Source organism: Neobacillus niacini (genome assembly GCF_046591715.1).
Lineage (GTDB): Bacteria > Bacillota > Bacilli > Bacillales > Cytobacillaceae > Neobacillus > Neobacillus niacini_L.
Genome location: NZ_JAWVNQ010000005.1, coordinates 161324 through 184548, shown reverse-complemented (window position 1 = coordinate 184548; position 23225 = coordinate 161324). Strand labels below are relative to the sequence as shown.

Annotated in this window: 20 protein-coding genes; 4 read left to right on the top strand and 16 right to left on the bottom strand. The window is 43.4% G+C overall.

Annotation, left to right across the window (positions count from 1 at the left end):
- Positions 1 to 187: 187 nt before the first annotated feature.
- The 9 genes from rpoE to SFC47_RS15185 form a co-directional block, all read right to left on the bottom strand.
- Positions 188 to 766, bottom strand: a complete 579-nt coding sequence (rpoE, locus tag SFC47_RS15225) for a DNA-directed RNA polymerase subunit delta (protein WP_411255146.1) — start codon at positions 764 to 766, stop codon at positions 188 to 190.
- A gap of 158 nt (positions 767 to 924) precedes the next feature.
- Positions 925 to 1134 carry a hypothetical protein gene (locus tag SFC47_RS15220; protein ID WP_411255145.1) on the bottom strand — a complete coding sequence of 70 codons (210 nt, stop codon included), beginning with the start codon at positions 1132 to 1134 and terminating at the stop codon, positions 925 to 927.
- 137 nt (positions 1135 to 1271) lie between these two features.
- Complete coding sequence (gene icmF / locus SFC47_RS15215) at positions 1272 to 4538, bottom strand: fused isobutyryl-CoA mutase/GTPase IcmF (RefSeq protein ID WP_411255144.1); 3267 nt, start codon at positions 4536 to 4538, stop codon at positions 1272 to 1274.
- A gap of 24 nt (positions 4539 to 4562) precedes the next feature.
- Positions 4563 to 5219: a TetR/AcrR family transcriptional regulator gene (locus tag SFC47_RS15210; protein ID WP_411255143.1), complete on the bottom strand. Its 657-nt coding sequence runs from the start codon at positions 5217 to 5219 to the stop codon at positions 4563 to 4565.
- Between the two features lie 31 nt (positions 5220 to 5250).
- Positions 5251 to 6390 (bottom strand): acyl-CoA dehydrogenase, encoded by a 1140-nt coding sequence (locus SFC47_RS15205; protein WP_411255142.1) that lies wholly within the window; start codon positions 6388 to 6390, stop codon positions 5251 to 5253.
- A gap of 277 nt (positions 6391 to 6667) precedes the next feature.
- Positions 6668 to 7798, bottom strand: coding sequence for an acyl-CoA dehydrogenase (locus SFC47_RS15200; RefSeq protein WP_411255141.1), 1131 nt, complete (start codon positions 7796 to 7798; stop codon positions 6668 to 6670).
- A 15-nt stretch (positions 7799 to 7813) separates the two neighbouring features.
- A complete protein-coding gene (locus tag SFC47_RS15195) occupies positions 7814 to 8665 on the bottom strand; it encodes a 3-hydroxybutyryl-CoA dehydrogenase (protein ID WP_411255140.1) in 852 nt (283 codons plus the stop codon).
- Between the two features lie 92 nt (positions 8666 to 8757).
- A complete protein-coding gene (locus tag SFC47_RS15190; protein ID WP_411255139.1) occupies positions 8758 to 9945 on the bottom strand; it encodes an acetyl-CoA C-acetyltransferase in 1188 nt (395 codons plus the stop codon).
- Positions 9946 to 10305: 360 nt separating this feature from the next.
- Entirely contained in the window at positions 10306 to 12405 is a 2100-nt protein-coding gene (locus SFC47_RS15185; RefSeq protein ID WP_411255138.1) for a (Fe-S)-binding protein, read from the bottom strand.
- A 215-nt stretch (positions 12406 to 12620) separates the two neighbouring features.
- On the opposite strand from SFC47_RS15185, the gene cls reads away from it, so the two are divergent.
- The 3 genes from cls to SFC47_RS15170 all read left to right on the top strand — a co-directional run bounded on the left by cls (position 12621) and on the right by SFC47_RS15170 (position 14986).
- Positions 12621 to 13820 carry a cardiolipin synthase gene (gene cls, locus SFC47_RS15180; RefSeq protein WP_411255137.1) on the top strand — a complete coding sequence of 400 codons (1200 nt, stop codon included), beginning with the start codon at positions 12621 to 12623 and terminating at the stop codon, positions 13818 to 13820.
- Between the two features lie 14 nt (positions 13821 to 13834).
- A complete protein-coding gene (gene uvsE, locus SFC47_RS15175) occupies positions 13835 to 14791 on the top strand; it encodes a UV DNA damage repair endonuclease UvsE (RefSeq protein WP_411255136.1) in 957 nt (318 codons plus the stop codon).
- Between the two features lie 66 nt (positions 14792 to 14857).
- Positions 14858 to 14986 carry a DUF4023 family protein gene (locus tag SFC47_RS15170; protein ID WP_411255135.1) on the top strand — a complete coding sequence of 43 codons (129 nt, stop codon included), beginning with the start codon at positions 14858 to 14860 and terminating at the stop codon, positions 14984 to 14986.
- A 62-nt stretch (positions 14987 to 15048) separates the two neighbouring features.
- Here SFC47_RS15170 and SFC47_RS15165 read toward each other — a convergent pair whose 3' ends face one another.
- The 5 genes from SFC47_RS15165 to speE all read right to left on the bottom strand — a co-directional run bounded on the left by SFC47_RS15165 (position 15049) and on the right by speE (position 19523).
- Positions 15049 to 15348, bottom strand: coding sequence for an H-type small acid-soluble spore protein (locus SFC47_RS15165; protein WP_411255279.1), 300 nt, complete (start codon positions 15346 to 15348; stop codon positions 15049 to 15051).
- A 38-nt stretch (positions 15349 to 15386) separates the two neighbouring features.
- Positions 15387 to 17057, bottom strand: a complete 1671-nt coding sequence (argS, locus tag SFC47_RS15160) for an arginine--tRNA ligase (protein ID WP_411255134.1) — start codon at positions 17055 to 17057, stop codon at positions 15387 to 15389.
- On the bottom strand, positions 17057 to 17473 hold the full coding sequence (locus tag SFC47_RS15155; protein ID WP_411255133.1) for a YwiB family protein: 417 nt from the start codon (positions 17471 to 17473) through the stop codon (positions 17057 to 17059). The genes argS and SFC47_RS15155 overlap by 1 nt, the downstream gene beginning before the upstream one ends.
- A gap of 156 nt (positions 17474 to 17629) precedes the next feature.
- A complete protein-coding gene (speB, locus tag SFC47_RS15150) occupies positions 17630 to 18502 on the bottom strand; it encodes an agmatinase (protein ID WP_411255132.1) in 873 nt (290 codons plus the stop codon).
- Positions 18503 to 18695: 193 nt separating this feature from the next.
- Positions 18696 to 19523 carry a spermidine synthase gene (gene speE / locus SFC47_RS15145; protein WP_411255131.1) on the bottom strand — a complete coding sequence of 276 codons (828 nt, stop codon included), beginning with the start codon at positions 19521 to 19523 and terminating at the stop codon, positions 18696 to 18698.
- Positions 19524 to 19772: 249 nt separating this feature from the next.
- Between speE and SFC47_RS15140 the strand changes: the two genes are divergently transcribed.
- Positions 19773 to 21845, top strand: coding sequence for a transglycosylase domain-containing protein (locus SFC47_RS15140; RefSeq protein WP_411255130.1), 2073 nt, complete (start codon positions 19773 to 19775; stop codon positions 21843 to 21845).
- Positions 21846 to 21981: 136 nt separating this feature from the next.
- On the opposite strand, the gene SFC47_RS15135 is transcribed toward SFC47_RS15140, so the two are convergent.
- Together SFC47_RS15135 and SFC47_RS15130 are read right to left on the bottom strand one after the other, a co-directional pair.
- Positions 21982 to 22494: a YwhD family protein gene (locus SFC47_RS15135; protein WP_411255129.1), complete on the bottom strand. Its 513-nt coding sequence runs from the start codon at positions 22492 to 22494 to the stop codon at positions 21982 to 21984.
- A gap of 18 nt (positions 22495 to 22512) precedes the next feature.
- Positions 22513 to 23166, bottom strand: coding sequence for a site-2 protease family protein (locus tag SFC47_RS15130; RefSeq protein WP_411255128.1), 654 nt, complete (start codon positions 23164 to 23166; stop codon positions 22513 to 22515).
- Positions 23167 to 23225: the final 59 nt, after the last annotated feature.

The window sequence follows — 23225 nt, the reverse complement described above, 5'->3', positions numbered from 1 at the left end:
TATAAATTTTTTTAATCGTAAAGAAGTCTCGGACTTTTCCGAAAGAGCTATGTATCATTGCATGAAAAAATAAAAAAGCACTCCGCTTACGCAAATGTAAGGGGAGCGCTTATTAGCTAATTATGATCCGTTCCTGTTTAAAGGAGCCCAAAAAAGATTCTACAAGTGCAGAGTTAAAAAGTCAAGCCTATAATAGGTCGTCCTCTTCGTCTACCTCATCTAAGTCTTCTTCATCATCAAGGTCCTCGTCAAGGTCTTCTTCATCATCAAGCTCAAATTCATCATCGTCATCGATGACATCATCATCATCGTCGAGATCATCGACATCGTCAAGGTCATCCAGAAGATCATCCTCATCGTCATCAAGGAGATCATCTTCGTCGGCAAAGTCATCAAGATCTTCATAATCATCATCAACATCATCAAAGTCTTCAAGATCGTCTTCATCGACAACCTTCTTCGCCTTCTTCTTCTTCGGTTTAATTACGGTAACCACTTCTTCTTCCTGTGTATCGACTGGATACCAAACACGAAGTCCCCAGCGGTTATCACCTAATGAAAGAAAACGGCCGTCGATATTTATATCCGTATAGAATTGTGCAATTTTGGATCTAACTTGATCCTCTGTCATTTCCGTCGCTGCTGCAATTTCATTCACTAAATCATGGAAGGAAATTGGCTGTTTGCTGTTTTTTAGAAATTCATACGCCATCTCAATGAGGGATAACTCTTCTAATTGCTCTTTTGAGTAACCTTGTAAACTCAATATCGGCACTTCCTTTCTCTATTTAACACTCTCTAGTATTTAGGAGTGATAACGGGCTTATAACTATGTCTTGTCTAGTTGCAGCGCCTAGGGGCTTCCGCTTTTCTAATTTTGACATATTCTTCATTATAAACAATATTCTCCCGTTTATGCTAGTTCTATCTATTGTTTTGCTTGATATTTTCCCTCTTTGACCCGGTATCGTCAGGTTTTTTCTCTTTTTTGAGTGTTTTAAGCTCTCTCATTGCCGTAACCAGGAAGAATAAAGCCAGGGCTAGAAAGGAAATTGCCCCTAACTGATGTTGATAGAGATAGTATAACGGCCAGGCAAATATTATTAATAATATTATCATTTTACTGATTTTCATCTGTCAACACCCGCCCCGGGACAATGATGTATGTATGTCCATCTATTATATAAGAAAAAAAGAGCCAATATTAGTACTAGTAAAAAATAATTTTAATAAAAACAATGGCTTAATAATTTAAGCCATTGTTTGATTCACTACATATTCCTTCTATACTGCCCGCCTACTTCATAGAGTGCTTTTGTGATTTGGCCAAGGCTGGCTACTCTTACGGTTTCCATTAGTTGTGCAAAAATATTCTCGTTGTTGACGGCTGCTGCTTTTAAGCGCTCAAGTGCTTTTGCGCTTTCAGCCGCGTGTGCTTCTTGGAAGGCACGTAAATTGTGAATTTGTAATTCCTTTTCTTCATAGGATGCTCGTGCCAGCTCCATGCTGTCGATGTCTTCTTCTGAAGGCGGATTCGGATTTAAATACGTATTCACGCCGATAATTGGCAGCTCACCTGAGTGCTTCTTCATTTCGTAGTACATTGATTCATCTTGAATTTTTCCGCGCTGATACTGGGTTTCCATCGAACCAAGTACACCGCCGCGGTCATTTAAGCGTTCAAACTCTTGAAGAACCGCTTCCTCTACCAGGTCGGTTAGTTCCTCAACAATAAATGCCCCCTGAAGCGGATTTTCATTTTTCGATAAACCGTGCTCTTTGGTGATAATCATCTGAATCGCCATTGCGCGGCGAACCGATTCTTCAGTCGGTGTTGTAATCGCTTCATCATAGGCATTGGTATGAAGCGAATTACAGTTATCCTGCAGTGCCATCAATGCCTGCAGCGTTGTACGAATATCATTAAAGTCAATTTCCTGTGCGTGCAGTGAACGACCTGAGGTTTGAACATGGTACTTCAGCTTTTGGCTTCGCTCAGCTGCACCATATTTATCACGCATAACCGTTGCCCAAATCCGGCGGGCTACCCGGCCAATAACGGTATACTCCGGATCCAAGCCATTGGAGAAAAAGAATGAAAGGTTCGGTGCAAAATCATCAATCTTCATTCCGCGGCTTAAATAGTACTCCACGTAAGTAAAGCCGTTTGATAGCGTAAATGCCAGCTGCGAAATCGGATTCGCACCAGCTTCGGCAATATGATAGCCAGAAATCGAAACAGAATAATAGTTACGCACCTGCTGATCGATGAAATATTGTTGAATATCACCCATCATTCTGAGGGCAAACTCGGTTGAGAAAATACATGTATTTTGACCTTGGTCTTCTTTTAAAATATCGGCTTGCACGGTACCGCGGACAGACTTCAATGTATAAGCCTTCACTTCGGCAAATTCTTCTACGGTTAACACACGGCCAAGCTCTGCTTCTTTATTCTTCACCTGCTGGTCAATCGCTGTGTTCATGAACATGGCTAAAATAATCGGAGCTGGACCATTAATTGTCATCGATACCGATGTAGACGGGTGACAAAGGTCAAAGCCGTCATAAAGCTTTTTCATATCATCAAGTGTACACACATTCACTCCGCTTTCGCCAATCTTCCCAAAAATATCGGGACGATAATCTGGGTCTTCACCATACAGCGTAACCGAATCAAACGCGGTACTTAAACGTTTTGCTTGATCATCCTTAGATAAATAGTGGAAGCGGCGGTTCGTTCTTTCCGGTGTTCCTTCGCCAGCAAACTGGCGTTTCGGGTCTTCCCCTTCCCGCTTGAACGGGAACACACCCGCTGTAAACGGATAAGAACCTGGTACATTCTCTCGGTAAACCCAGCGGAGGATTTCGCCGTAATCTTTGTATTTCGGCAGAACAACCTTCGGAATATCAATGCCGGAAAGGCTCTTTGTTTTTAACACCGTGATAATTTCTTTGTCACGAATTCTCGTTACAAACTTATCTCCTTGGTAGGCAGCCTTGGTTTTCTCCCAGCCGCTTAGTATCTTTTTCGACTCTGGTGTTAATTTCTCTTCCGTTGCTATTTTAATGGCTTCTAAAGAAGCAACCACTTCACCATTGCCTTCTGTTTCTTTGACTGCTGCAATCGCCCCTTCAAGCTGGAATAATTTCCGGGCAATATTTGCCTGCTCTTCAGCTTTTTGGTGATAGCGGCGGACTGTCTCCGATATTTCCCGGAGATAATAACGGCGGTCCGTCGGAATAATTACATTCTGTTTCTCTACTAACGCCGACTTACTAAAAGATGTAACCCAATCGGTGCCCATTTTTTGATTGATTTTTTCAATTAACGCTGCAAACAGCGCATTCGTGCCGCGATCATTAAACTGACTGGCAATTGTACCGTAAACCGGCATTTCGCTCGTATCTTTTTCAAACAGCATATGACTGCGCTGGTATTGCTTTTGAACCTGACGCAATGCATCCTCAGAGCCCTTACGCTCAAATTTATTAATGACAATTAGGTCCGCAAAGTCAATCATATCAATCTTTTCTAGCTGTGATGGTGCACCGAATTCACTGGTCATCACATAAAGAGAAACATCACAAATCTCAGTAATCTCGGCATCACCCTGGCCAATTCCGCTCGTTTCAACAATTACTAGGTCAAATCCTGCTGCCTTTACAACCGACACCGCGTCTTTGATCGCAAGTGAAAGCTCGCTTTTTGAAGAACGAGTTGCCAGACTGCGCATATAAACGTTAGGATTGAAAATCGCATTCATCCGAATTCGGTCGCCTAAAAGCGCGCCGCCCGTCTTTTGCTTCGTCGGGTCAACCGATAAAATTGCTACCTTTTTATCAGGAAGTTCATTGATAAAGCGGCGGATTAATTCATCGGTCAGTGAACTTTTACCTGCACCGCCCGTACCGGTGATTCCGACAACAGGAATCTCTTTTGTCAGCGATTTTACTTTTTCAAGCAGACTTTCTGCCGCTGCTGCTGCTTCGCGGCTGCTGTCAACATGAAGCTCAGCTAAGGTAATCAATTTTGAAATCGCGTTCACATCGCCAGCCGGAAGTTTTTCGATGTATTCACTATGGTCGCCGCTAACAGTTGGGAAGTCGCACTCTTCGAGCATGCGGTTAATCATTCCCTGAAGACCCAGCTTTCTGCCGTCCTCAGGTGAGAAAATCCAGGCAATCCCATAATCATGCAGTTCCTTAATCTCGCGCGGGATAATAACACCGCCGCCTCCGCCGTAAATACGGATGTTCGGAGCCCCTTTCTCCTTTAGCAAATCATACATATACTTGAAGTATTCCACATGGCCGCCTTGATAAGAAGAAATCGCGATTCCCTGCGCGTCCTCATGAATCGCCGCATTAACTACCTCTTCAACCGAACGGTTATGACCAAGATGGATGACCTCTGCTCCCGATGCCTGCAGAATTCTCCTCATGATATTAATTGAAGCGTCATGTCCATCAAACAAACTCGACGCCGTTACAAAACGAATATGGTGCTTCGGCTGATAAACCTCCGTCGTACTCATTTGTCTCCCCCTTTGTTTTTCAAATTACTTGGTAATCGTCCCTGTACCTTGAGCCCGACTAAGACCGTTAATTCCCGAAAATAAATACTCTGTTTGCATTTCAATATACTCTTCTAAGGTAAACAGCTTTTGCAAGGTCCAGCGGCGGAAACTCCACATTTGCCCTTCTACAATTATTGTATGGGAAAGGATTTTGATTTGCATTTCTGTTAAGTTCAATTCACCATTTTCGACACACAGTGTGATGAGCTTTTCAAACATCCCCGCCATCTCATTTTCCTTTTTTAATACATAAGGAAGGGCATCCTTCGTAAGAGACTTTGCCTCTTGGTACATGACCAGGATTTCCTCCTGCAATTCATCAATCACCCGAAAATAATTGGCAATCCCATGTTTCAGACTTTCTAGTGTGGCTTGCTTACCTTCAAGATCTTCCTGAAGACGCTCGCTTACGTGGTCATAAATACTGTCACAAACAAGGTAAAGAACGTCTTCCTTCGTACGAATATATTCGTATAACGTCCCAATGCTAAAGCCTGATGCCTTTGCAATTTCCCTGGTCGTCGTCCGGTGAAACCCTTTTTCTTTAAAAAGTGATACGGCCCCTTTGATCATCTGATCCCGTCTTCGTTGTACAAGGCGTTCATCTTTTACTGAAGCTTGCACTTCACGCTTTTTCATCCCTTTTAACCGCCTTTATTCAAAAAAGTGTTTACTTCGTTATCATCCTAGAAATAACAAGGCGCTGAATTTCTTGTGTTCCTTCATAGATTTGTGTAATCTTTGCATCGCGCATATATCTCTCTACTGGATAATCCTTGGTATATCCATATCCGCCAAATACCTGAACCGCCTCTGTTGTTACCTTCATCGCGGTGTCTCCTGCGAACAGCTTCGACATTGCGGATTCCTTGCCGTACGGCAGCCCTTCACTCTCGAGCCATGCAGCTTGATAGGTTAATAGTCTTGCTGCTTCTATGTTTGTCGCCATATCTGCCAATTTAAAGCCGATACCTTGGTTTGCCGCAATTGGCTTGCCAAACTGCTGGCGCTCCTTCGCATAGTCCACCGCAGCGTCAAGTGCACCCTGTGCAATTCCAACCGCCTGCGCCGCAATACCGTTACGTCCGCCATCAAGCGTCATCATCGCAATTTTGAAACCCTCGCCTACTTGACCAAGTACGTTGGTGACAGGCACCTTACATTCTTCAAAAATAATTTCTGTTGTAGGTGACGAACGAATGCCAAGTTTCTTTTCCTTTTTACCAACCGAGAAGCCTGGGAAGTCACTTTCGACGATGAAAGCAGTTGTTCCTTTTTGCTTGCTGGACGGATCTGTTAAGGCAAAAACTACATAGATGTCAGCAATACCGCCGTTTGTGATGAAAATTTTTGAACCATTAAGGACATAATGGTCGCCTTCAAGTCTTGCTGTAGTTCTCATTCCGCCTGCATCCGAACCGCTCCCCGGCTCCGTTAAGCCGTAGGCGCCAATTTTTCTGCCTTCTGCCATCGGACGAAGATATTGCTGCTTTTGCTCCTCAGAACCGAATTTATAGATTGGCCAGCCCGCTAAAGAAGTGTGTGCGGATAACGTTACACCCGTTGATGCACAAACTCTTGATAGCTCCTCAATCGCAATACAATACGCAAGGTAATCGCTTCCAATTCCGCCGTACTCCTCCGGCCATGGAATTCCTGTTAAGCCCAGCTCCGCCATCTTGTCAAAAATCTCACGGTCAAAACGCTCCTCCTCATCCCGCTCAGCCGCAGTCGGTGCAACCTCATTTCGCGCAAAATCTCGTACCATTTTTCGAATCATTTCATGTTCTTCAGTTAAGCGAAAGTTCATTATATATATCCTCCTCAAGGTAACATCTCTATTACGTGTTTTTTCGGGTAACTGTACAGGTTCTACAATGAACCGTAACGTTTCTACACAAAACCATTCTTGTTCTTCATCAAACCATAACGTTTCTACACAAAACCGTACAGGTTCTACACGAAACCATAACGTTTCTACACAAAACCATACAGGTTCTACACGAAACCATAACGTTCCTACACAAAACCATACAGGTTCTACAATTAACTAAAACATCTACCCAAACTAGCACCAAATCTCCAAACTACAGATACTTACTAATAACAATCCGCTGAATCTCACTAGTTCCCTCATAAATCTCAGTCACTTTAGCATCACGGAAGTAACGCTCAACCGGGTAATCTTCTGTATACCCATATCCGCCAAATACCTGAATTGCTTCTGTTGCCGTCTCCACAGCTGTTTTCGACGCAAATAACTTTGCAATCGAAGCTTCCATACCGCATTTTAACCCTTGAGCCCGCAGGTCTGCCGCCCGATAGAGTAATAGTCTAGCAGCTTCAACATTGGTTGCCATATCAGCTAATTTAAAGCCAATCCCCTGTTGAGCGGCAATTGGTTTGCCGAACTGTACACGTTCTTTTGCATAATCCACCGCTGCACCTAGTGCTGCTTCTGCAATTCCTAATGCTTGGGCCGCAATTCCGATTCGTCCGACATCCAGGTTGGCCATTGCAATTTTGAAGCCTTCTCCTTCTTGACCGAGGAGGTTTTCCACTGGAACATGCATGTCTTCAAAGGAAAGCTGGACCGTTCTTGAGCCATGAAGGCCCATTTTATGTTCATCCTTGCCAATAACCAGGCCAGGGGTATTTTTTTCTACAATAAACGCGGAGATTCCTTTGCTGCCGAGTTCTGGATTTGTTGAAGCAAATACAATATACACATCAGCTTCTCCGCCATTGGTGATAAACATTTTCGAGCCATTGATCACATAATGGTCATCCTTTTTAACGGCGCGTGATTTCATGCTCTTTGCATCTGAACCGGATCCCGCTTCTGTTAAGCAGAAAGCCGCCAAATACTCACCTGATGCCAATTTTGGCAGAAATCGCTGCTTCTGTTCATCAGAACCGAAGTACAAGATCGGGTTCGTTCCAACCGATGTATGAACTGAAAGAATCACTCCCACCGTCGCACTCACTCTTGAAATTTCGTTAATCGCGATGATGTAGGAGACAAAATCCATTTCGGCACCACCGTATTTTTCCGGAACCGGAATCCCCATCAGTCCAAGGTCACCCATTTTACGAAGGATTTCACGTGGGAATTCGCCCTGCTCCATGCGTTCCACAAACGGGGCAATTTCATTTTCAGCAAAATCCCGAACCATTTTCCGCATCATTTCCTGCTCTTCTGAGAATCTAAGATTCATAAGTAACACTCCTGACTATTCGTATGTGTAGAAGCCTCGACCAGATTTCTTGCCAAGCCAGCCAGCTTTCACATACTTGCGCAGCAGCGGGCATGGGCGGTATTTTGTATCCCCAAAACCTTCATGTAAGGTTTCCATAATATAAAGGCATGTATCAAGTCCGATAAAATCAGCCAAAGTCAACGGCCCCATTGGGTGATTCATCCCGAGCTTCATCACTTCATCAATCGCTTCCTTCGTTGCCACACCTTCATAGAGCGTATAAATCGCTTCATTGATCATCGGCATCAGAATACGGTTTGAAACGAAACCTGGAAAATCATTTACTTCAACAGGAACCTTACTTAATGTTTTTGTCATATCTTCAATCACTTGGTAAACTTCATCAGCTGTTGCCAAGCCGCGAATGATCTCAACCAGCTTCATAACCGGCACCGGATTCATAAAGTGCATACCGATAACTTGTTCCGGACGCTTCGTTGCTGCCGCAATTTCCGTAATCGGCAGGGATGAAGTATTACTTGCCAAAATCGCATGTGATGGCGCGATTTCATCTAACTGCGCGAAAATTTTCGCTTTAATCTCCATATTTTCAACCGCTGCTTCAATCACGAGGTCGACCTCGCGGGCATCATTCAAATCCGTAGAAGCTGTAATTTGATTTAAGACCTCTTGTTTTTGCTCTTCAGTCATTCGGCCTTTATCCACATTTCTGGATAAGTTTTTGCTGATGATTCCTAAACCGCGCTCGACAAATTCAGGCTTCAAATCATTAAGATACACCTTGTAGCCAGCCTGGGCACAAACCTGCGCAATTCCGGATCCCATTTGACCCGCACCGATGACCAATACCTTTTCAACCTTCATTACTTCTCCTCCAATTTGGGGCTTGAAACTGTCCAAGCCCCTTTTTTTAAAAATTTAATGTATGTTTCATTGCCATTTATACAAAAATCAACCTATCCCCGAGGAACCTCAATCATAACCGCATCACCCTGGCCGCCGCCTGAGCAAATCGCGGCAATCCCGATTCCGCCTCCACGGCGTTTCAGTTCATGCATTAACGTAATGATGATCCTTGCACCGCTTGCTCCGATTGGATGACCAAGTGCGACCGCACCGCCATTAACATTAAGCTTTTCAGGGTCAAGGCCGGCTATTTTTCCACTCGCCAAGGCAACTGCGGCAAAGGCTTCATTAATTTCAAATAAATCGATGTCTTCTACGGTTTTACCGGTCTTTTTCAATAAGGCGTTGATGACGAGTCCTGGTGTTTGTGGAAAATCTTTTGCTTCAACAGCAATCGCCGCATGCCCTAAGATCACAGCTTCCGGCTTTCTGCCTTCGCGGACGGCTCTTTCTTCACTCATTAAGACGAGGGCCGCACCACCGTCATTGATTCCAGGTGCATTCCCTGCTGTGATGGTTCCATCTGAATTAAACACAGGTGCTAATGTTGAAAGTCTTTCAATAGAGGTGTCTTTTCGTGGTGCTTCATCGTGCTCTACGACCACCGGTGCGCCTTTACGCTGCGGTACGGTGACAGGCACGATTTCTTCTGCAAAAATACCGCCTTCGATCGCGGCAATTGCTCGCTGGTGACTTCTTAATGCCCACTCATCCTGGGCTTGTCGGCTGATTTCCATTTCTTTTGCTGTAGAGTTTCCGTATGTTCCCATATGAACGCCGGTGAAACTGCAGGTTAAGCCATCATGAATCATTAAATCCTTCACAGACGAATCGCCCATCTTTAAGCCCCAGCGTGCTTTTGGTAAAATATATGGTGCGTTGCTCATCGATTCCATGCCGCCTGCAACAATCAAATCTTCGTCGCCAGCGCGGATAATTTGATCTCCCAGCGTGACACTGCGCATTCCGGATGCACAAACTTTATTAACCGTTTCTGTTTTCACTTCCCAAGGAAGTCCAGCTTCTCTCGCTGCTTGGCGCGAAGGAATTTGTCCCTGGCCGCCTTGCAGGACACTGCCTAAAATAACTTCCTGTACATCTTCTGCTTTTACTTCTGCACGGTTTATCGCTTCTTTGACGGCAATTCCTCCGAGCTGTGCTGCTGTAAAACTGCTGAGCGCTCCGCCAAATTTTCCAAATGGTGTTCTAACTCCGCTTAAAATGACTGTTCTTCCCATTCCAAACACTCTCCCTTTTTATCGCTTTAAATCATTACCGACTGAACGCTCGCTCGATAACATCTCAAAAAAATATTTAACTTCTGAAAGCGTTTTCCTGCCCACTATCTATTTTACATAAAAAAAGGCAAAAGTTGAAATGTTTTACACAAAATTCTTAAGATTTTATGAATTCAGGTATCTCATTGCAACTTCTGCCTTGGTCATTTAACGGAGGTAAAGTGCATCCGCTTTTCTATCTGTCTAGCTGCAGCGCCTAGGGGCTCGGGTCATAAGCCAATCCGGTAGAAAGGTTAAAGAGCAACCTTTCTGCCGGCTCGTCTTATGCCTGTCGCCCCTGGACAAGGCGCTTCCGCTTTTCTAAGCCACTTCCCCGCAAACCGCTTTCTCTAGCAATTCTGCTACATCATAGGTCGAAATCTTTTCTTCTACTTCTTTCGCCTTGGTTCCGTCTGATAACATCGTTAAGCAGTATGGACATCCAGAGCTGATTACAGATGGATTAACAGCAAGTGCCTGCTCGGTTCTTGAAACGTTAATGCGGTGTCCGGTTTCTTCCTCCATCCACATCAAGCCGCCGCCTGCGCCACAGCACATTCCTGTTTCTCTGTTTCTTTCCATTTCCACGAGCTGTACACCTGGGATTGATTTCAGAATCTCCCTTGGCGGATCGTAAACGTCATTGTAACGTCCTAAGTAACAAGAATCGTGGAAGGTAATTTTTTCGTTAACAGCATGCTTCGGAACAAGCTTTCCATCACGAACGAGTTCATAAAGAACCTCTGTATGGTGATACACCTCAGCTTCTAAACCGAAGTCAGGATATTCATTTTTGAAAATATTGTAGGCATGCGGGTCGATTGTAACAATCTTCTTCACCTCTGCCTTTTCGAATTCCTCGATATTCTTCGTTGCAAGCTCTTGGAACAAGAACTCATTGCCGAGACGGCGCGGTGTGTCACCTGAGTTTTTCTCTTTGTTGCCTAAGATTGCAAATTTTACGCCTGCTTCGTTTAACAGCTTGGCAAAAGAAAGAGCAATCTTTTGGCTGCGATTGTCGTAGGAGCCCATTGAACCAACCCAGAATAAGTATTCAAACTCTTCGCCTTTTTTGTTCATTTCTTTTACCGTTGGGATTTCTACATCCTCGCGAACCTCACGCCATGCTTCCCGCTCTTTACGATTTAACCCCCATGGATTTCCTTGACGTTCGATGTTGGTCATCGCGCGCTGAGCATCTGCATCGAGCTTGCCTTCTGTTAAAACAAGATAACGGCGGAGGTCGATGATTTTATCAACATGTTCGTTCATAACTGGACATTGGTCCTCACAGTTACGGCAAGTAGTACAAGCCCAAATTTCCTCCTCGGTGATCACGTCACCGATTAAGCTTGGACTGTAAGCAAGTGCTGCAGCAGTTTCCTCTGCACCTTGTCCGCTTGCAGCAAGAGCGATTTGGTTGCCTTTTGTGCTGCCAAACGCGAAGGTCGGCACCCACGGCTGTTTCGAGGTAACCGCCGCACCATGATTGGTTAGGTGGTCACGCATTTTTACAATTAAGTCCATTGGTGACAGCATTTTTCCTGTACCTGTTGCTGGACACATATTGGTGCAGCGTCCACATTCTACGCAGGCATAAAAGTCGATCATTTGGTGCTGTGTAAAGTCTTCAATTTTTCCAACACCGAAGGATTCTTGTGACTCGTCCTCAAAATCGACCTTCTTCAACTTACCTGGTTTTTCTAAGCGGTTAAAATATACGTTTGCCGGTCCGGCAATTAAGTGTGCGTGTTTGGATTGCGGAACATACACTAAGAAAGTTAATAGGAATAATAAGTGCACCCACCATGCCACATAAAATATGACAATTGAAGCGGTTTCACCAATCCCTGAAAAAATAAGCGCAATTAACGAAGCAATTGGCTCTGTCCATGTAGCTTCATGACCGTGCCAGATGATGCCCATACCATTTCCTACAAGCACTGAAAGCATTAGTCCGCCGATAAAAATTAACACAAGACCTGATTTAAAATTACGCTTCAGACGGACAAGTTTTTCAACATAACGTCGGTAAAATGCCCAAATGACCGCAATGAGAATCATGAGTGTAACGATTTCTTGGAAGAAGGTAAATCCAGCATAAAGCGGTCCCAGCGGCAGGTGAGACCCAGGTACTAATCCCTTCCAAATAAAATCAATCGCACCGAATTGGACGAGAATAAAGCCATAGAAGAACATGACATGCATGATCCCGCTTTTCTTGTCCTTTAACAATTTCTTTTGGCCAAAAACATTCACCCAGATTTTTTGCATTCGTTCTTTGACTTTGTTGTCAAACTCGACTTTCTTCCCCAGCTTAATGAATTCAATCCTCGTTTTGACTACGTAAACGAACAGACTGATCGCGTAAGCGGTTACAGCCAGGAATGCAATGAGGTTTACCCATAAAAGCCCATTCATTCAATACGCCCCCTTTTTTCTACCTGTGTAAAATTGTTCACCCTTACTAGAAAATTTAAAAACAATACAATTTTCTGAATACTATTAACACCATTATATAATGAATGAGCATTCAGTCAAATGGTTTTCTGAAAATTTATTTGACTTTCATCAAATTCATACTATAGCACCTGTTTGGCAAACCTAACAGAAATGATTGGAGGAACGATACTGAAATGAATTTACCATCCATAGTCATCGCTCTTATACTTCTTATCATTGTATGGTTATATCTTGATTTTACCTTGGGCAGGAAGAAGCACCTTACCCTTTTTCAAAAACGAGAAACACCTGTAATGTATAGTAACTTTGATATATTTCCGCATGGGAAAGAGTTGTTTGCCGACTACTTTCATGAATTAAAAAATGCCCAATTCCATATTCACATTCTTTTTTATATCGTGAGAGATGACCAATTTACCCAGCAGTTTTTTGATATTTTAAAGGCCAAAGCAAGAGACGGAATTGAAGTCAGGCTGTTGGTCGACCGAATTGGCAGTCATAAAGTCAAAAAGAATGCCATTAACGAACTGCGCGCAGCCGGTGTTCAATTCGCCTTTAGCAACCGGATCCGGCTTCCGTTTCTCTTTTATTCCTCTCAAGTGCGAAACCACCGCAAGATTTCCATTATTGATGGAAAAATTGGTTATCTTGGCGGCTTTAATGTTGGGAAAGAGTATATTGATCAAGATCCAAAGCTGACCCCGTGGCGGGACTATCATTTAAAAATAACCGGTGAGAGTATTCCTTTTTTACAGCGAGAGTTTTTTATTGACTGGAATGAATACTCTTCTGAAAAGGTGCATCCAGATGTTTATGCTCCTCAGCAGCCAAAAGGAAGTGTACCACATCAATATGTCCCCACTGAAGTGGGCTTTCTTGAAGATAAGTATCTGTCCTTAATAAAAAATGCCAAAAAGTCGATTATAATCGGTACACCTTATTTCATTCCAAGTAACAAGCTCATCCATGAACTTATGACTGCCGCAAAGCGCGGGATTAAGATTACCATCGTCGTTCCCTTTATCACTGATCATATGCTTGTACAAGAAGCTTCATACCGATATTTACGTTTGATGTTAAAAAGTGGAGCACAGGTTTTTCAGTACAAAAATGGATTTTACCATGCAAAATCCATCATTATCGACGACACGTTATGTGATATCGGTACCGCAAATTTTGATAAACGAAGCATATTTTTAAACAAAGAAATCAATTGTTATTTCTATGATCCTGCCTTTGTAAATCGATTTAAAGAAGTGATTCACAAAGACATTTTAGACTCTAAACCTTTAAGGCTCGAGGATATCAATAAACCTAATTTATCCAGAACCTTGAAGGAAGGCATTGCAGGTGCTATGTCATTCTTTTTATAGTAAGGAGTTATGCGATGAAGATTCGTTTCGGCTATGTTTCGACGGCCATTACCTTGTGGGACGCCTCTCCGTCGAAGACACTTACCTTTACACGCTACCAGCAGTTATCAGACAAAGAGCGAAAACAGAAATTGCTTGAACTGACCCGGCTTAATCTCGCCCATACGCTTCGAATGTTTTATTTCAATCTCGCCCATGAGATTGAATTGTACCGGCTTTCGAGCTCCATTGTTCCATTAGCTACCCATCCAGAGGTATTTTGGGATTTTGTTACACCATTTAAGAAACAATGGAAGGAAATCGGCACATTAATCAAAAAGAACAATTTGCGGGTGAGCTTTCATCCGAATCAATACACGCTATTTACTTCTCCACAGGAAAAAATCACAAGCAATGCCGTCATCGATATGGAATACCATTATCGGATGTTTGAAGCCATGGGGGTCGAGGACAGAGGGATGATGAATATTCATATAGGCGGGGCTTACGGAGATAAGGTGGAAACCATTGTCCGGTTCCATGAAAATTTAAAGAGGCTTCCAAGTCATATTAAAAAAGCCATGACCTTAGAGAACGATGACAAAACGTATCATACGGAGGAAACGCTGATTGCCTGTGAAAAAGAAAGAATTCCGTTTGTGTTTGATTACCACCATCACATGGCAAACCTTTGCGAGCCGCCGCTGGAGGAGTTACTGCCAAGGATATTCAAGACCTGGGATCATGTTGACCTGGTCCCAAAAATCCACATTTCCTCGCCTAAGACTGAAAAGGAATTCCGTTCCCATGCTGATTACGTGGACCTGGAATTTATCATGCCGCTGTTAAAAATGCTGAAAGATATCGGGCATGATGTTGATTTCATGATTGAGGCAAAGGCAAAAGACCAGGCAACGCTGAAATTAGTCGAAGATATCAGCAAGGTGCGCGGCTATAAACGCATCAGCGGGGCTGCCATTGAGGTGAAATAACTCCCAGCATTAATTCTGGCCGGAATGGTTAAAGTAACTACAGATTCATACAAGGAGGGATTGTCGATGGAAAGCACCAGCCAATTCGTTCAAAGATTAGCTGAAAACCAAAAGAAGCAAGAGAAAAATAAAAAGCGTGGCAAAAACCACCCAGAGAGCAAATTACCGAACCATAAGCACTCACAAGGTGTATAAGCTATTAATAGGTGAATATGCTGTAAAAGGAAAAAGAGTCTCCCTTCTAGAAGGAGACTCTTTTACTCTTCAATTAGATTTAAGATTGGAACTTCCCGCTCATTCTCCGGATCAGACTTCGCATAAATCCGCGCCATCTTCGTGTTATCATCCACATGCTGAATAATAACAGGCGTCCCCTCATACGTAACATTAATCATCTCCATCGACTCAGCAATCTCCTTCGCTCGTCCCACATTCATCAAAGCCACACCCCATTCATTCAACATAAAATCACCCTCATAATATTTACCAATAAACGGATAAATATGCAGTGATGAATAAATGGTGCCTGTCACCAAAACTGTCACTAAAACTGTCACCAAAAAACGGCCCCCCTAAAAGGGGGCCGTTTTTTACCTTACATCTTCTCTGGAGCTGAAACCCCAATCAATGCTAATGCATTGCGGAGTGTGATTTGTACGGTTTTGATTAACGCGAGGCGGGCCTTAGTGCGTTCAGGCTGCTCGGGATCTAGTACTTTTTCTGCGTTGTAGAAGCTGTGGAATGTTGACGCTAATTCCATGATATAGTTGGTTACGCGGTGCGGCACACGCTTCACCGCCGCCTCACCTACTGCCTGCGGGAATTCTCCAAGCTTCTTCAATAATTCAATTTCCTTTTCGGCACCGATTAAGGAGAAATTTGCATCCTTATCGATTGATATTCCCTGCTCCTCACCAGAGCGAAGAATACTGCAAATTCTCGCATGCGCATATTGCGCATAATAAACGGGATTTTCATTAGATTCTGAAACAGCTAAATCCAAGTCGAAATCCATATGCGTATCCGAGCTTCTCATCGCAAAGAAGTAACGGGTGGCATCGAGGCCGACCTCATCAACCAAATCACGCATGGTTACCGCTTTTCCGGTACGTTTACTCATCTTCATCTTCTCACCGTTTTTATATAAGTGAACAAGCTGGATGATTTCAACCTCGAGGGCGTCACTAGCATAACCCAACGACTGAATAGCCGCCTTCATCCGCGGAATATACCCGTGGTGGTCCGCACCCCAGATGTTAATCAGCTTTTCAAAGCCGCGGTCAAGCTTGTCTTTATGGTAAGCGATATCCGGCGTTAAATACGTATACGAACCATCCTGCTTGATCAGCACGCGGTCCTTATCATCACCGAAATCCGTCGATCTCAGCCAAGTCGCGCCTTCTTCCTCATAAATATAACCGCTCTCGCGGAGCACCTTTAGCGCCTCATCGATTTTTCCATTTTTATAAAGCGATGTTTCAGAGTACCAAACATCAAACTTAACCCGGAAATCCTCAAGGTCCTTTTGCAGCTTTGCCATTTCATATTTCAAGCCATATTCACGGAAAAATTCAAACCGCTCCTGCTCATCGACGTTCACATACTTATCGCCAAACTCTTCAGCCAGCGACTTCCCAATTCCAATGATGTCTGCACCATGGTAGCCGTCCTCCGGCATTGGCTTATCCTGACCAAGCGCCTGGAAGTACCGTGCCTCCACAGACAATGCCAGATTATTAATCTGATTCCCGGCATCATTTATATAGTACTCACGAGAAACATCATAGCCCGCTTTGGCTAAAATATTGCAAAGCGAATCGCCGACTGCCGCACCGCGTGCATGTCCAAGGTGGAGGTCACCGGTTGGATTCGCGGAAACAAACTCGATTTGAACCTTTTGCCTGCCGCCAACTGTTGTTTCTCCATACTTTTCCCCTGCATCCAGAACCGTTGAAATTAAATCAGTTAGGTATGCATTATTCATATAGAAATTAATGAACCCCGGCCCTGCGATTTCCATTTTTTCAATGGAGGCTTTTGAAACATCAAAATTCTCAATAAGTGCCTCGGCAATCACACGAGGTGCTTTCTTGGCAACGCGTGCAAGCTGCATCGCCATGTTTGTTGAGTAATCTCCGTGCGCCTTTTCTTTCGGCACCTCTAAGATTACATCAGGAATTTGGTCTTCTGTCGCAAGATTTGCTTTTACAACCGCTGCCCGAATTTCTTCTTTTAATTTACTTTGAACCTGTTCAACTATGTTCATTACTTCTCCTCCTGAAACGCAATTTCTAATCGATATGTACTCGTTGGACCGCCCTCCATTGAAAAATCATAAAGAACCCCGAAGAAGCCTTTGCCATTTTCATAGGAATAGTCTATATTTCTTGCCTTCGTTACGGTTGCAAACTGGCCAAACGGCATTTCATAGCTGCCATTCAGTTTACGATTCAGCTCAAACGGCAGGCGCATTTTGATCGCACCGCCCCGCAGTATCAAAGCGTCATTCCTGGCCATCTTTACAATCGTCCGAACACTTCCCTCATCCATTGCTTCCTCATATTTGAGATAAGCACTATTTCCTTTTTCAAAGTATGTACCAAATACCGTCAATTCAAAAGTCTCATCTTGATCAATCGTTGTTTTTACGTTTATTTTCATTGGCACTTCAGGGATTGACAATCGAAACGCACACCCTTTATATAAAAATAACCTTTTGCAGGTCCTTCTAATATTTCAATTTGCCAACTAAGGCACTTTTTCTATTATAAACTATAATCTAAACACAATTCAAAAGATGCCCGTCCCATTATTGGGACAGGCACCAAATTCGTACATTTATTTCACCCAGCCAAGCATCATTTCACGAATCAATTTACTTGCTGTGTTCGCAGTCTGTTCAGAGTGATCATAGATTGGGGCAACCTCAACAAGGTCACAGCCCACTACATTCACACCAGAACGGGCAATTTCATGAATTGAGGCAAGCAGTTCCTTAGAAGTGATTCCGCCAGCGTCAACCGTACCTGTACCAGGCGCGTGGGCAGGGTCCAGCACATCGATATCAATCGTTACATAAACCGGACGTCCAACAAGCTCAGGAAGGACCTCTTTTAATGGTTGATGCACTTCGAATTTTGAAATGTGCATGCCGTTTTCTTTTGCCCATTGGAATTCTTCCTTCATTCCAGAGCGAATTCCAAAAGAGTAGACATTCTTTGGACCGATATGTTCCGCAATTTTGCGAATCGGAGTGGAGTGGGATAATGGCTCACCTTCATAGTTCTCTCTAAGATCGGTATGTGCATCCATGTGAATAATCGCTAAATCAGGATATTTCTTATAAACAGCCTTCATTACCGGCCACGACACCAAGTGCTCTCCGCCCATTCCAAAAGGAAACTTACCAGCAGCTAATACTTGATCCACGAAGTCTTCAATCAAATCCAAGCTCTTCTGTGCATTTCCGAAAGGAAGCGGAATATCACCAGCATCGTAGTACTTAACATCTTCCAGCTCGCGGTCCAGATAGGCGCTATACTCTTCAAGACCAATGGAAACCTCGCGAATCCGAGCCGGACCAAAACGTGAACCCGGGCGATAACTAACCGTCCAGTCCATCGGCATTCCATAAAGCACAACCTGACTATCCTCAAAATTCGGATGACTCTTAATAAACACATTACCTGAATAAGCCTCATCAAAACGCATCTAAACTTCCCTCACTTCTATGTAATAACTTAGGTAACTCTGCAGTTAACAGATGGGATTCACCATTAGTTCTTATAGTGACCGTAGATCCTTATTCCCAGACGGTCCGGTCACTAACTGTCCGCCTGAGGTGGACAGTGTCCACGAGCGGTGACAGGCACCGCGCATGGGCACCTCATGCGCAATCACCACTCTACTTCAATAAATCCCCAACAAATTTAGGCAGTACGAATGCTGCTTTGTGGAGTTCTTTTGTGTAGTATTTGGTTTCGATTTCGTGGAAGCGGTCTTCGCTTACTTCCAGCGGGTCGTATTTTTTGGATCCGATGGTGAATGCCCATAGTCCGCTTGGATATGTTGGAATGTTTGCTACATATAAACGTGTGATTGGGAAGATTTCTCTTACGTCACGCTGTACGTTACGAATTAAATCTGCCTTGAACCACGGATTGTCAGACTGTGCTACAAAGATTCCATCTTCTTTTAATGCCTTGGAAATTCCAGCGTAAAATCCTTTTGTAAATAGGTTTACTGCCGGTCCTACTGGCTCAGTTGAGTCAACCATGATTACATCATATTCATTTTCGCTGTTTGCAATATGCATGAAGCCGTCATCTACTTGAACATCTACGCGTGGGTCGTCAAGCATGCCAGCGATTTCTGGTAAAAACTTTTTAGAGTACTCGATTACTTTTCCATCAATATCAACAAGTGTTGCTTTCTTCACACTTGGGTGCTTCAATACTTCACGGATTACACCGCCGTCGCCGCCTCCGACAACTAGCACGTTCTCTGGGTTTGGATGTGTAAATAAAGGGATATGGGCTACCATTTCATGATAGACGAACTCGTCTTTAACAGAGGTCATAACCATGTCATCTAATAGAAGCATGTTGCCCCATTCTTCTGTTTCCACCATATCAAGCTTTTGAAATTCTGTTTGTTCCGTATGTAAAGTTTTATTTATTTTCATTGTAATGCCGAAGTTTTCAGTTTGCTTTTCTGTAAACCAAATTGACATGTTTCATCTTCCTTCCGGATTCTTAATTTATTTGATACCTATCTAGCTCTTGTCGCCGATAAGCAGGCGCCTTCCGCTTTTCTTTTTTTTATAGTACCCAAACTATTGAATTACAAACATAAAGAAAAGTCTAGCATAATCTATCAAAATTTCTAGAAAAATTTTCTTATTGAAAGTTTAAAACCTCTAATTTGTCTCAATACTGTTACTATGGCAATTTTTATTAATTTGGCAAAGGAGGGTATTCTTGTGGAAGTGATGACGAATCATGGGTTTCGTAAGACGATAAAGTACTTGCGCGCTTTTATTATCATTAGTTTGATAGGCTTGGCATGTATGCTGATTGTTTTCCTTGGAATTCTTGGTTATGCCAAGATTCTTGGGGCGCCGCCGCTTGCCGTTCCACAATCCACTTTATTCTTTGCCAGTGATGGGACGCTGATTGGTGAAAGCAATAGCGGACAAAAGCGATATTGGGTTCCGCTTGAAGAAATCTCGCCCGATTTAATTAACGCAACCGTCTCAATTGAAGATAAAAATTTTTATGAACATAACGGCTTTGACTATAAACGAATATTAGGAGCGATACTTGCTGATATCAAAGCGGGTGCCAAGGTACAGGGTGCCAGCACAATCACCCAGCAATACGCACGAAACCTATTTCTTGAGCACGACAAGACATGGTCACGGAAATTGCATGAAGCCTTTTATGCAATCCGGATTGAAATGAATTATTCAAAAGAGGAAATCTTAGAAGGCTATTTAAACACTATTTATTATGGCAACGGTGCTTATGGTGTCCAAGCGGCCAGCCAATTTTATTATGGAAAAGACGCCTCTGAATTATCCTTGGCAGAAAGCTCGGTGTTAGCTGGTGTTCCAAAAGGACCCAGCCACTATTCGCCGCTTGCGTCCTTGGATAATGCAAAAAGAAGGCAAGGAATTATCCTGAATTCAATGGTAGAAAACGGCTATATCAAAAAAGAAAGTGCATTAAAGGCAAAGGAAACTCAGCTGACTTTCGTCGGCGAACATCCGCATCAGCGTGTAGAAGCGGCACCGTACTTTCAGGACGCTGTAAGAAATGCATTAAAAAATCAACTCAAGCTGGATGATCGAATCATCGAACTTGGCGGTTTAAAAGTCTATACCACACTTGATTTAAAGCAGCAGCAGGCTGCGGAGGAAAAAATTCAAGAAACCATCGCGAGTGATTCCGAAATTCAGGTTGGTCTTGTTGCCATGGATCCAAAAAACGGCCACATTAAAGCAATGGTTGGCGGCAGGAAGTATGAAGAAAGTCCGTTTAACCGTGCGATTCAAGCCGTCAGGCAGCCAGGCTCGACCATCAAGCCAATCCTGTATTACGCAGCACTAGGTCAAGGATTCACTCCATCGTCAACAATGAGAAGTGAAAAAACTACTTTTAAAATTGATGATGGACGAGCGGAATATTCGCCACATAACTTTAATAACAAGTATGCAGAGGGAGAAATCACCCTAGCGCAGGCACTCGCTGTCTCAGACAATATTTATGCTGTCAAAACACACCTTTTTATGGGTGCGAAAACATTGATTAATACAGTTAAGAAATTTGGCATCTCAACCAAAATGGATAACGTTCCATCACTAGCACTGGGTACGTCAGGCGTTCGAGTGATTGACATGGCCAATGCTTATAGCCTTTTTGCAAATGGCGGAAAAAAGGTAGAACCGACATTGATTACAAAGGTAGAAGACTATAATGGAAATGTTATTTTTGAAAGAAACCACGAGCCCGAAAAGGTGCTGGATCCAGCTAAGGCCTATGTTATGACACAAATGATGACCGGAATGTTCGATAAGAAGCTGAACGGCTATGCGAAGGTCACCGGAAATTCCCTTATTGACGACATTACACGTCCGTATGCAGGTAAATCCGGTTCAACCGAGACAGACAGTTGGATGGTTGGTTTCACACCTCAGCTGGTTACTGCTGTTTGGGCTGGTCATGATGTGGGTAAACCAATTACCCTTACAGCAGAAAAAAGCTATGCTAAAAACATCTGGGCAAGATTTATGGAGGAATCCCTTAAAGGGAAGCCGGTCAAGGCCTTTACTCCGCCGAAGGAGGGGGTTATTGGCGTTTACGTCAATCCGGAAAACGGCAAGCTTGCTTCAAAGGACTGCCCTGTCCGCCGCTTTACCTATTTTGTTACCGGCACCGAGCCAACTGAATATTGCACCGAACACCTAGATCATAAAAATGATAAGTCAGGTAAAAAGAAACAGGAAACAAAGGAGGATCCTTGGTATAAGAGGATTTTCAAGTGGGGTGCCTAAGCCCCCTCCCTTGGTTGAAAGTAGAAAAGCTCCGGAGAATGTCTCCGGAGCTTTTCAGTGTCCTAGTGTTATATCGTGCTTAAACACTTCCTTAATTTTACTACTTATTTTTTAAAAATGCTATTGTAAAAAATTATTATTCAGCGTTTAAGCCCTTTTTCAGCTCGTCAGCCGAATTGTTCCACATGTCTTGATTATGATTTTGCAGAAAATCGGATAGGATTTTTTTCGATTTATCGTCCATATGGTCGACAATAATATAACGCTTCAACGACTTATCCATCCTGTTAACATGCTCTGGCAGCGACTTGTAGCCGCGGCGGATTTCACGATCAACTGTCATTTCGCAGGCTGTGACTCCAGCATAATAAGGACCTTCTTGTTTACGGTCCACGGTCACCCACACCAGCCAGTATGGTTTGCCGTTCGGCACCTCTTCTTTGTTCTTCAGGAATTTGATTCCCTTCTCAACGACACTGCGGGCATGCATTGCCCCGACATCGATCACCGCGTCACCAGCTTCGACATCCACTATTACCGGGGAAACATTATCAAGGCTCAGCGCCCCCTTGCCAAAACCCTTATGTCCATCAGTCGGGTCAGGTTTTATAATATTAAAGCCAAGTGGTTTTTTCTTATTTTCTTCCAAAACGCTTAACCTCCTATGTTAAAAGAACAATTGATAAAAGAAATTATTTAATCCCTGCCATAATCCAGGGATAATGAATTGAAAAATCGGCTGAATCGTGTAGCGATCAAGAGGAGTAATAACCAAAATGATAAAAATTAATACTCCATACTGTTCAAATTGAGTCATTTTGGCGCGAATATCGTTTGGCGCTAAATCCTCCACAATCCGGTAGCCATCCAAAGGCGGAAACGGCAATAAATTAAAGACAAACAGCACTAAATTAAGCCAGTTAAAGATCTCTAGAAACTCAAAAATCCCCGGAAGATTAACAGCCAATCCTGTTCGCGCTAATCCAAAGGCAGCAAAGAAACCGAGGGCTGCCAGGATCAGATTACTGAGAGGGCCGGCTGCAGAAACTAAAATACCTGCAAGACGGGGCTTTTTAAAGAAAAAACGGTTAACCGGCACCGGACGAGCCCAGCCAAATCCAGCGATGAAAATTAAAATGGTACCGAACGGATCTAGATGCTTCAGCGGATTCAACGTCAACCGCCCCTGTTTTTGTGCTGTATGATCTCCGAACTTATAGGCAACATACGCATGGGCAAATTCATGAAACGTGAACGCAATCATTAACGTAATCGCGACATAGGGAATTTCCCTTAATGAATAAGCAAGAAATCCTTCCAAATTAGTTTCCCCTTCTCCTCTTTTTTCCTTTTAGTATACATGAAACTGGATATAAAATG

Bases quoted from the DNA above. Each gene is read 5' to 3' on its own strand.
- SFC47_RS15205 (WP_411255142.1), bottom strand. From the start codon at position 6,390: ATGAACTTTCGCTTAACTGAAGAACATGAAATGATTCGAAAAATGGTA.
- argS (WP_411255134.1), bottom strand. From the start codon at position 17,057: ATGAACATAGTTGAACAGGTTCAAAGTAAATTAAAAGAAGAAATTCGG.
- icmF (WP_411255144.1), bottom strand. From the start codon at position 4,538: ATGAGTACGACGGAGGTTTATCAGCCGAAGCACCATATTCGTTTTGTA.
- SFC47_RS15190 (WP_411255139.1), bottom strand. From the start codon at position 9,945: ATGGGAAGAACAGTCATTTTAAGCGGAGTTAGAACACCATTTGGAAAA.
- SFC47_RS15195 (WP_411255140.1), bottom strand. From the start codon at position 8,665: ATGAAGGTTGAAAAGGTATTGGTCATCGGTGCGGGTCAAATGGGATCC.
- speB (WP_411255132.1), bottom strand. From the start codon at position 18,502: ATGCGTTTTGATGAGGCTTATTCAGGTAATGTGTTTATTAAGAGTCAT.
- uvsE (WP_411255136.1), top strand. From the start codon at position 13,835: ATGAAGATTCGTTTCGGCTATGTTTCGACGGCCATTACCTTGTGGGAC.
- SFC47_RS15185 (WP_411255138.1), bottom strand. From the start codon at position 12,405: ATGAATGGGCTTTTATGGGTAAACCTCATTGCATTCCTGGCTGTAACC.
- SFC47_RS15220 (WP_411255145.1), bottom strand. From the start codon at position 1,134: ATGAAAATCAGTAAAATGATAATATTATTAATAATATTTGCCTGGCCG.
- SFC47_RS15210 (WP_411255143.1), bottom strand. From the start codon at position 5,219: ATGAAAAAGCGTGAAGTGCAAGCTTCAGTAAAAGATGAACGCCTTGTA.
- SFC47_RS15200 (WP_411255141.1), bottom strand. From the start codon at position 7,798: ATGAATCTTAGATTCTCAGAAGAGCAGGAAATGATGCGGAAAATGGTT.
- SFC47_RS15170 (WP_411255135.1), top strand. From the start codon at position 14,858: ATGGAAAGCACCAGCCAATTCGTTCAAAGATTAGCTGAAAACCAAAAG.
- speE (WP_411255131.1), bottom strand. From the start codon at position 19,523: ATGTCAATTTGGTTTACAGAAAAGCAAACTGAAAACTTCGGCATTACA.
- cls (WP_411255137.1), top strand. From the start codon at position 12,621: ATGAATTTACCATCCATAGTCATCGCTCTTATACTTCTTATCATTGTA.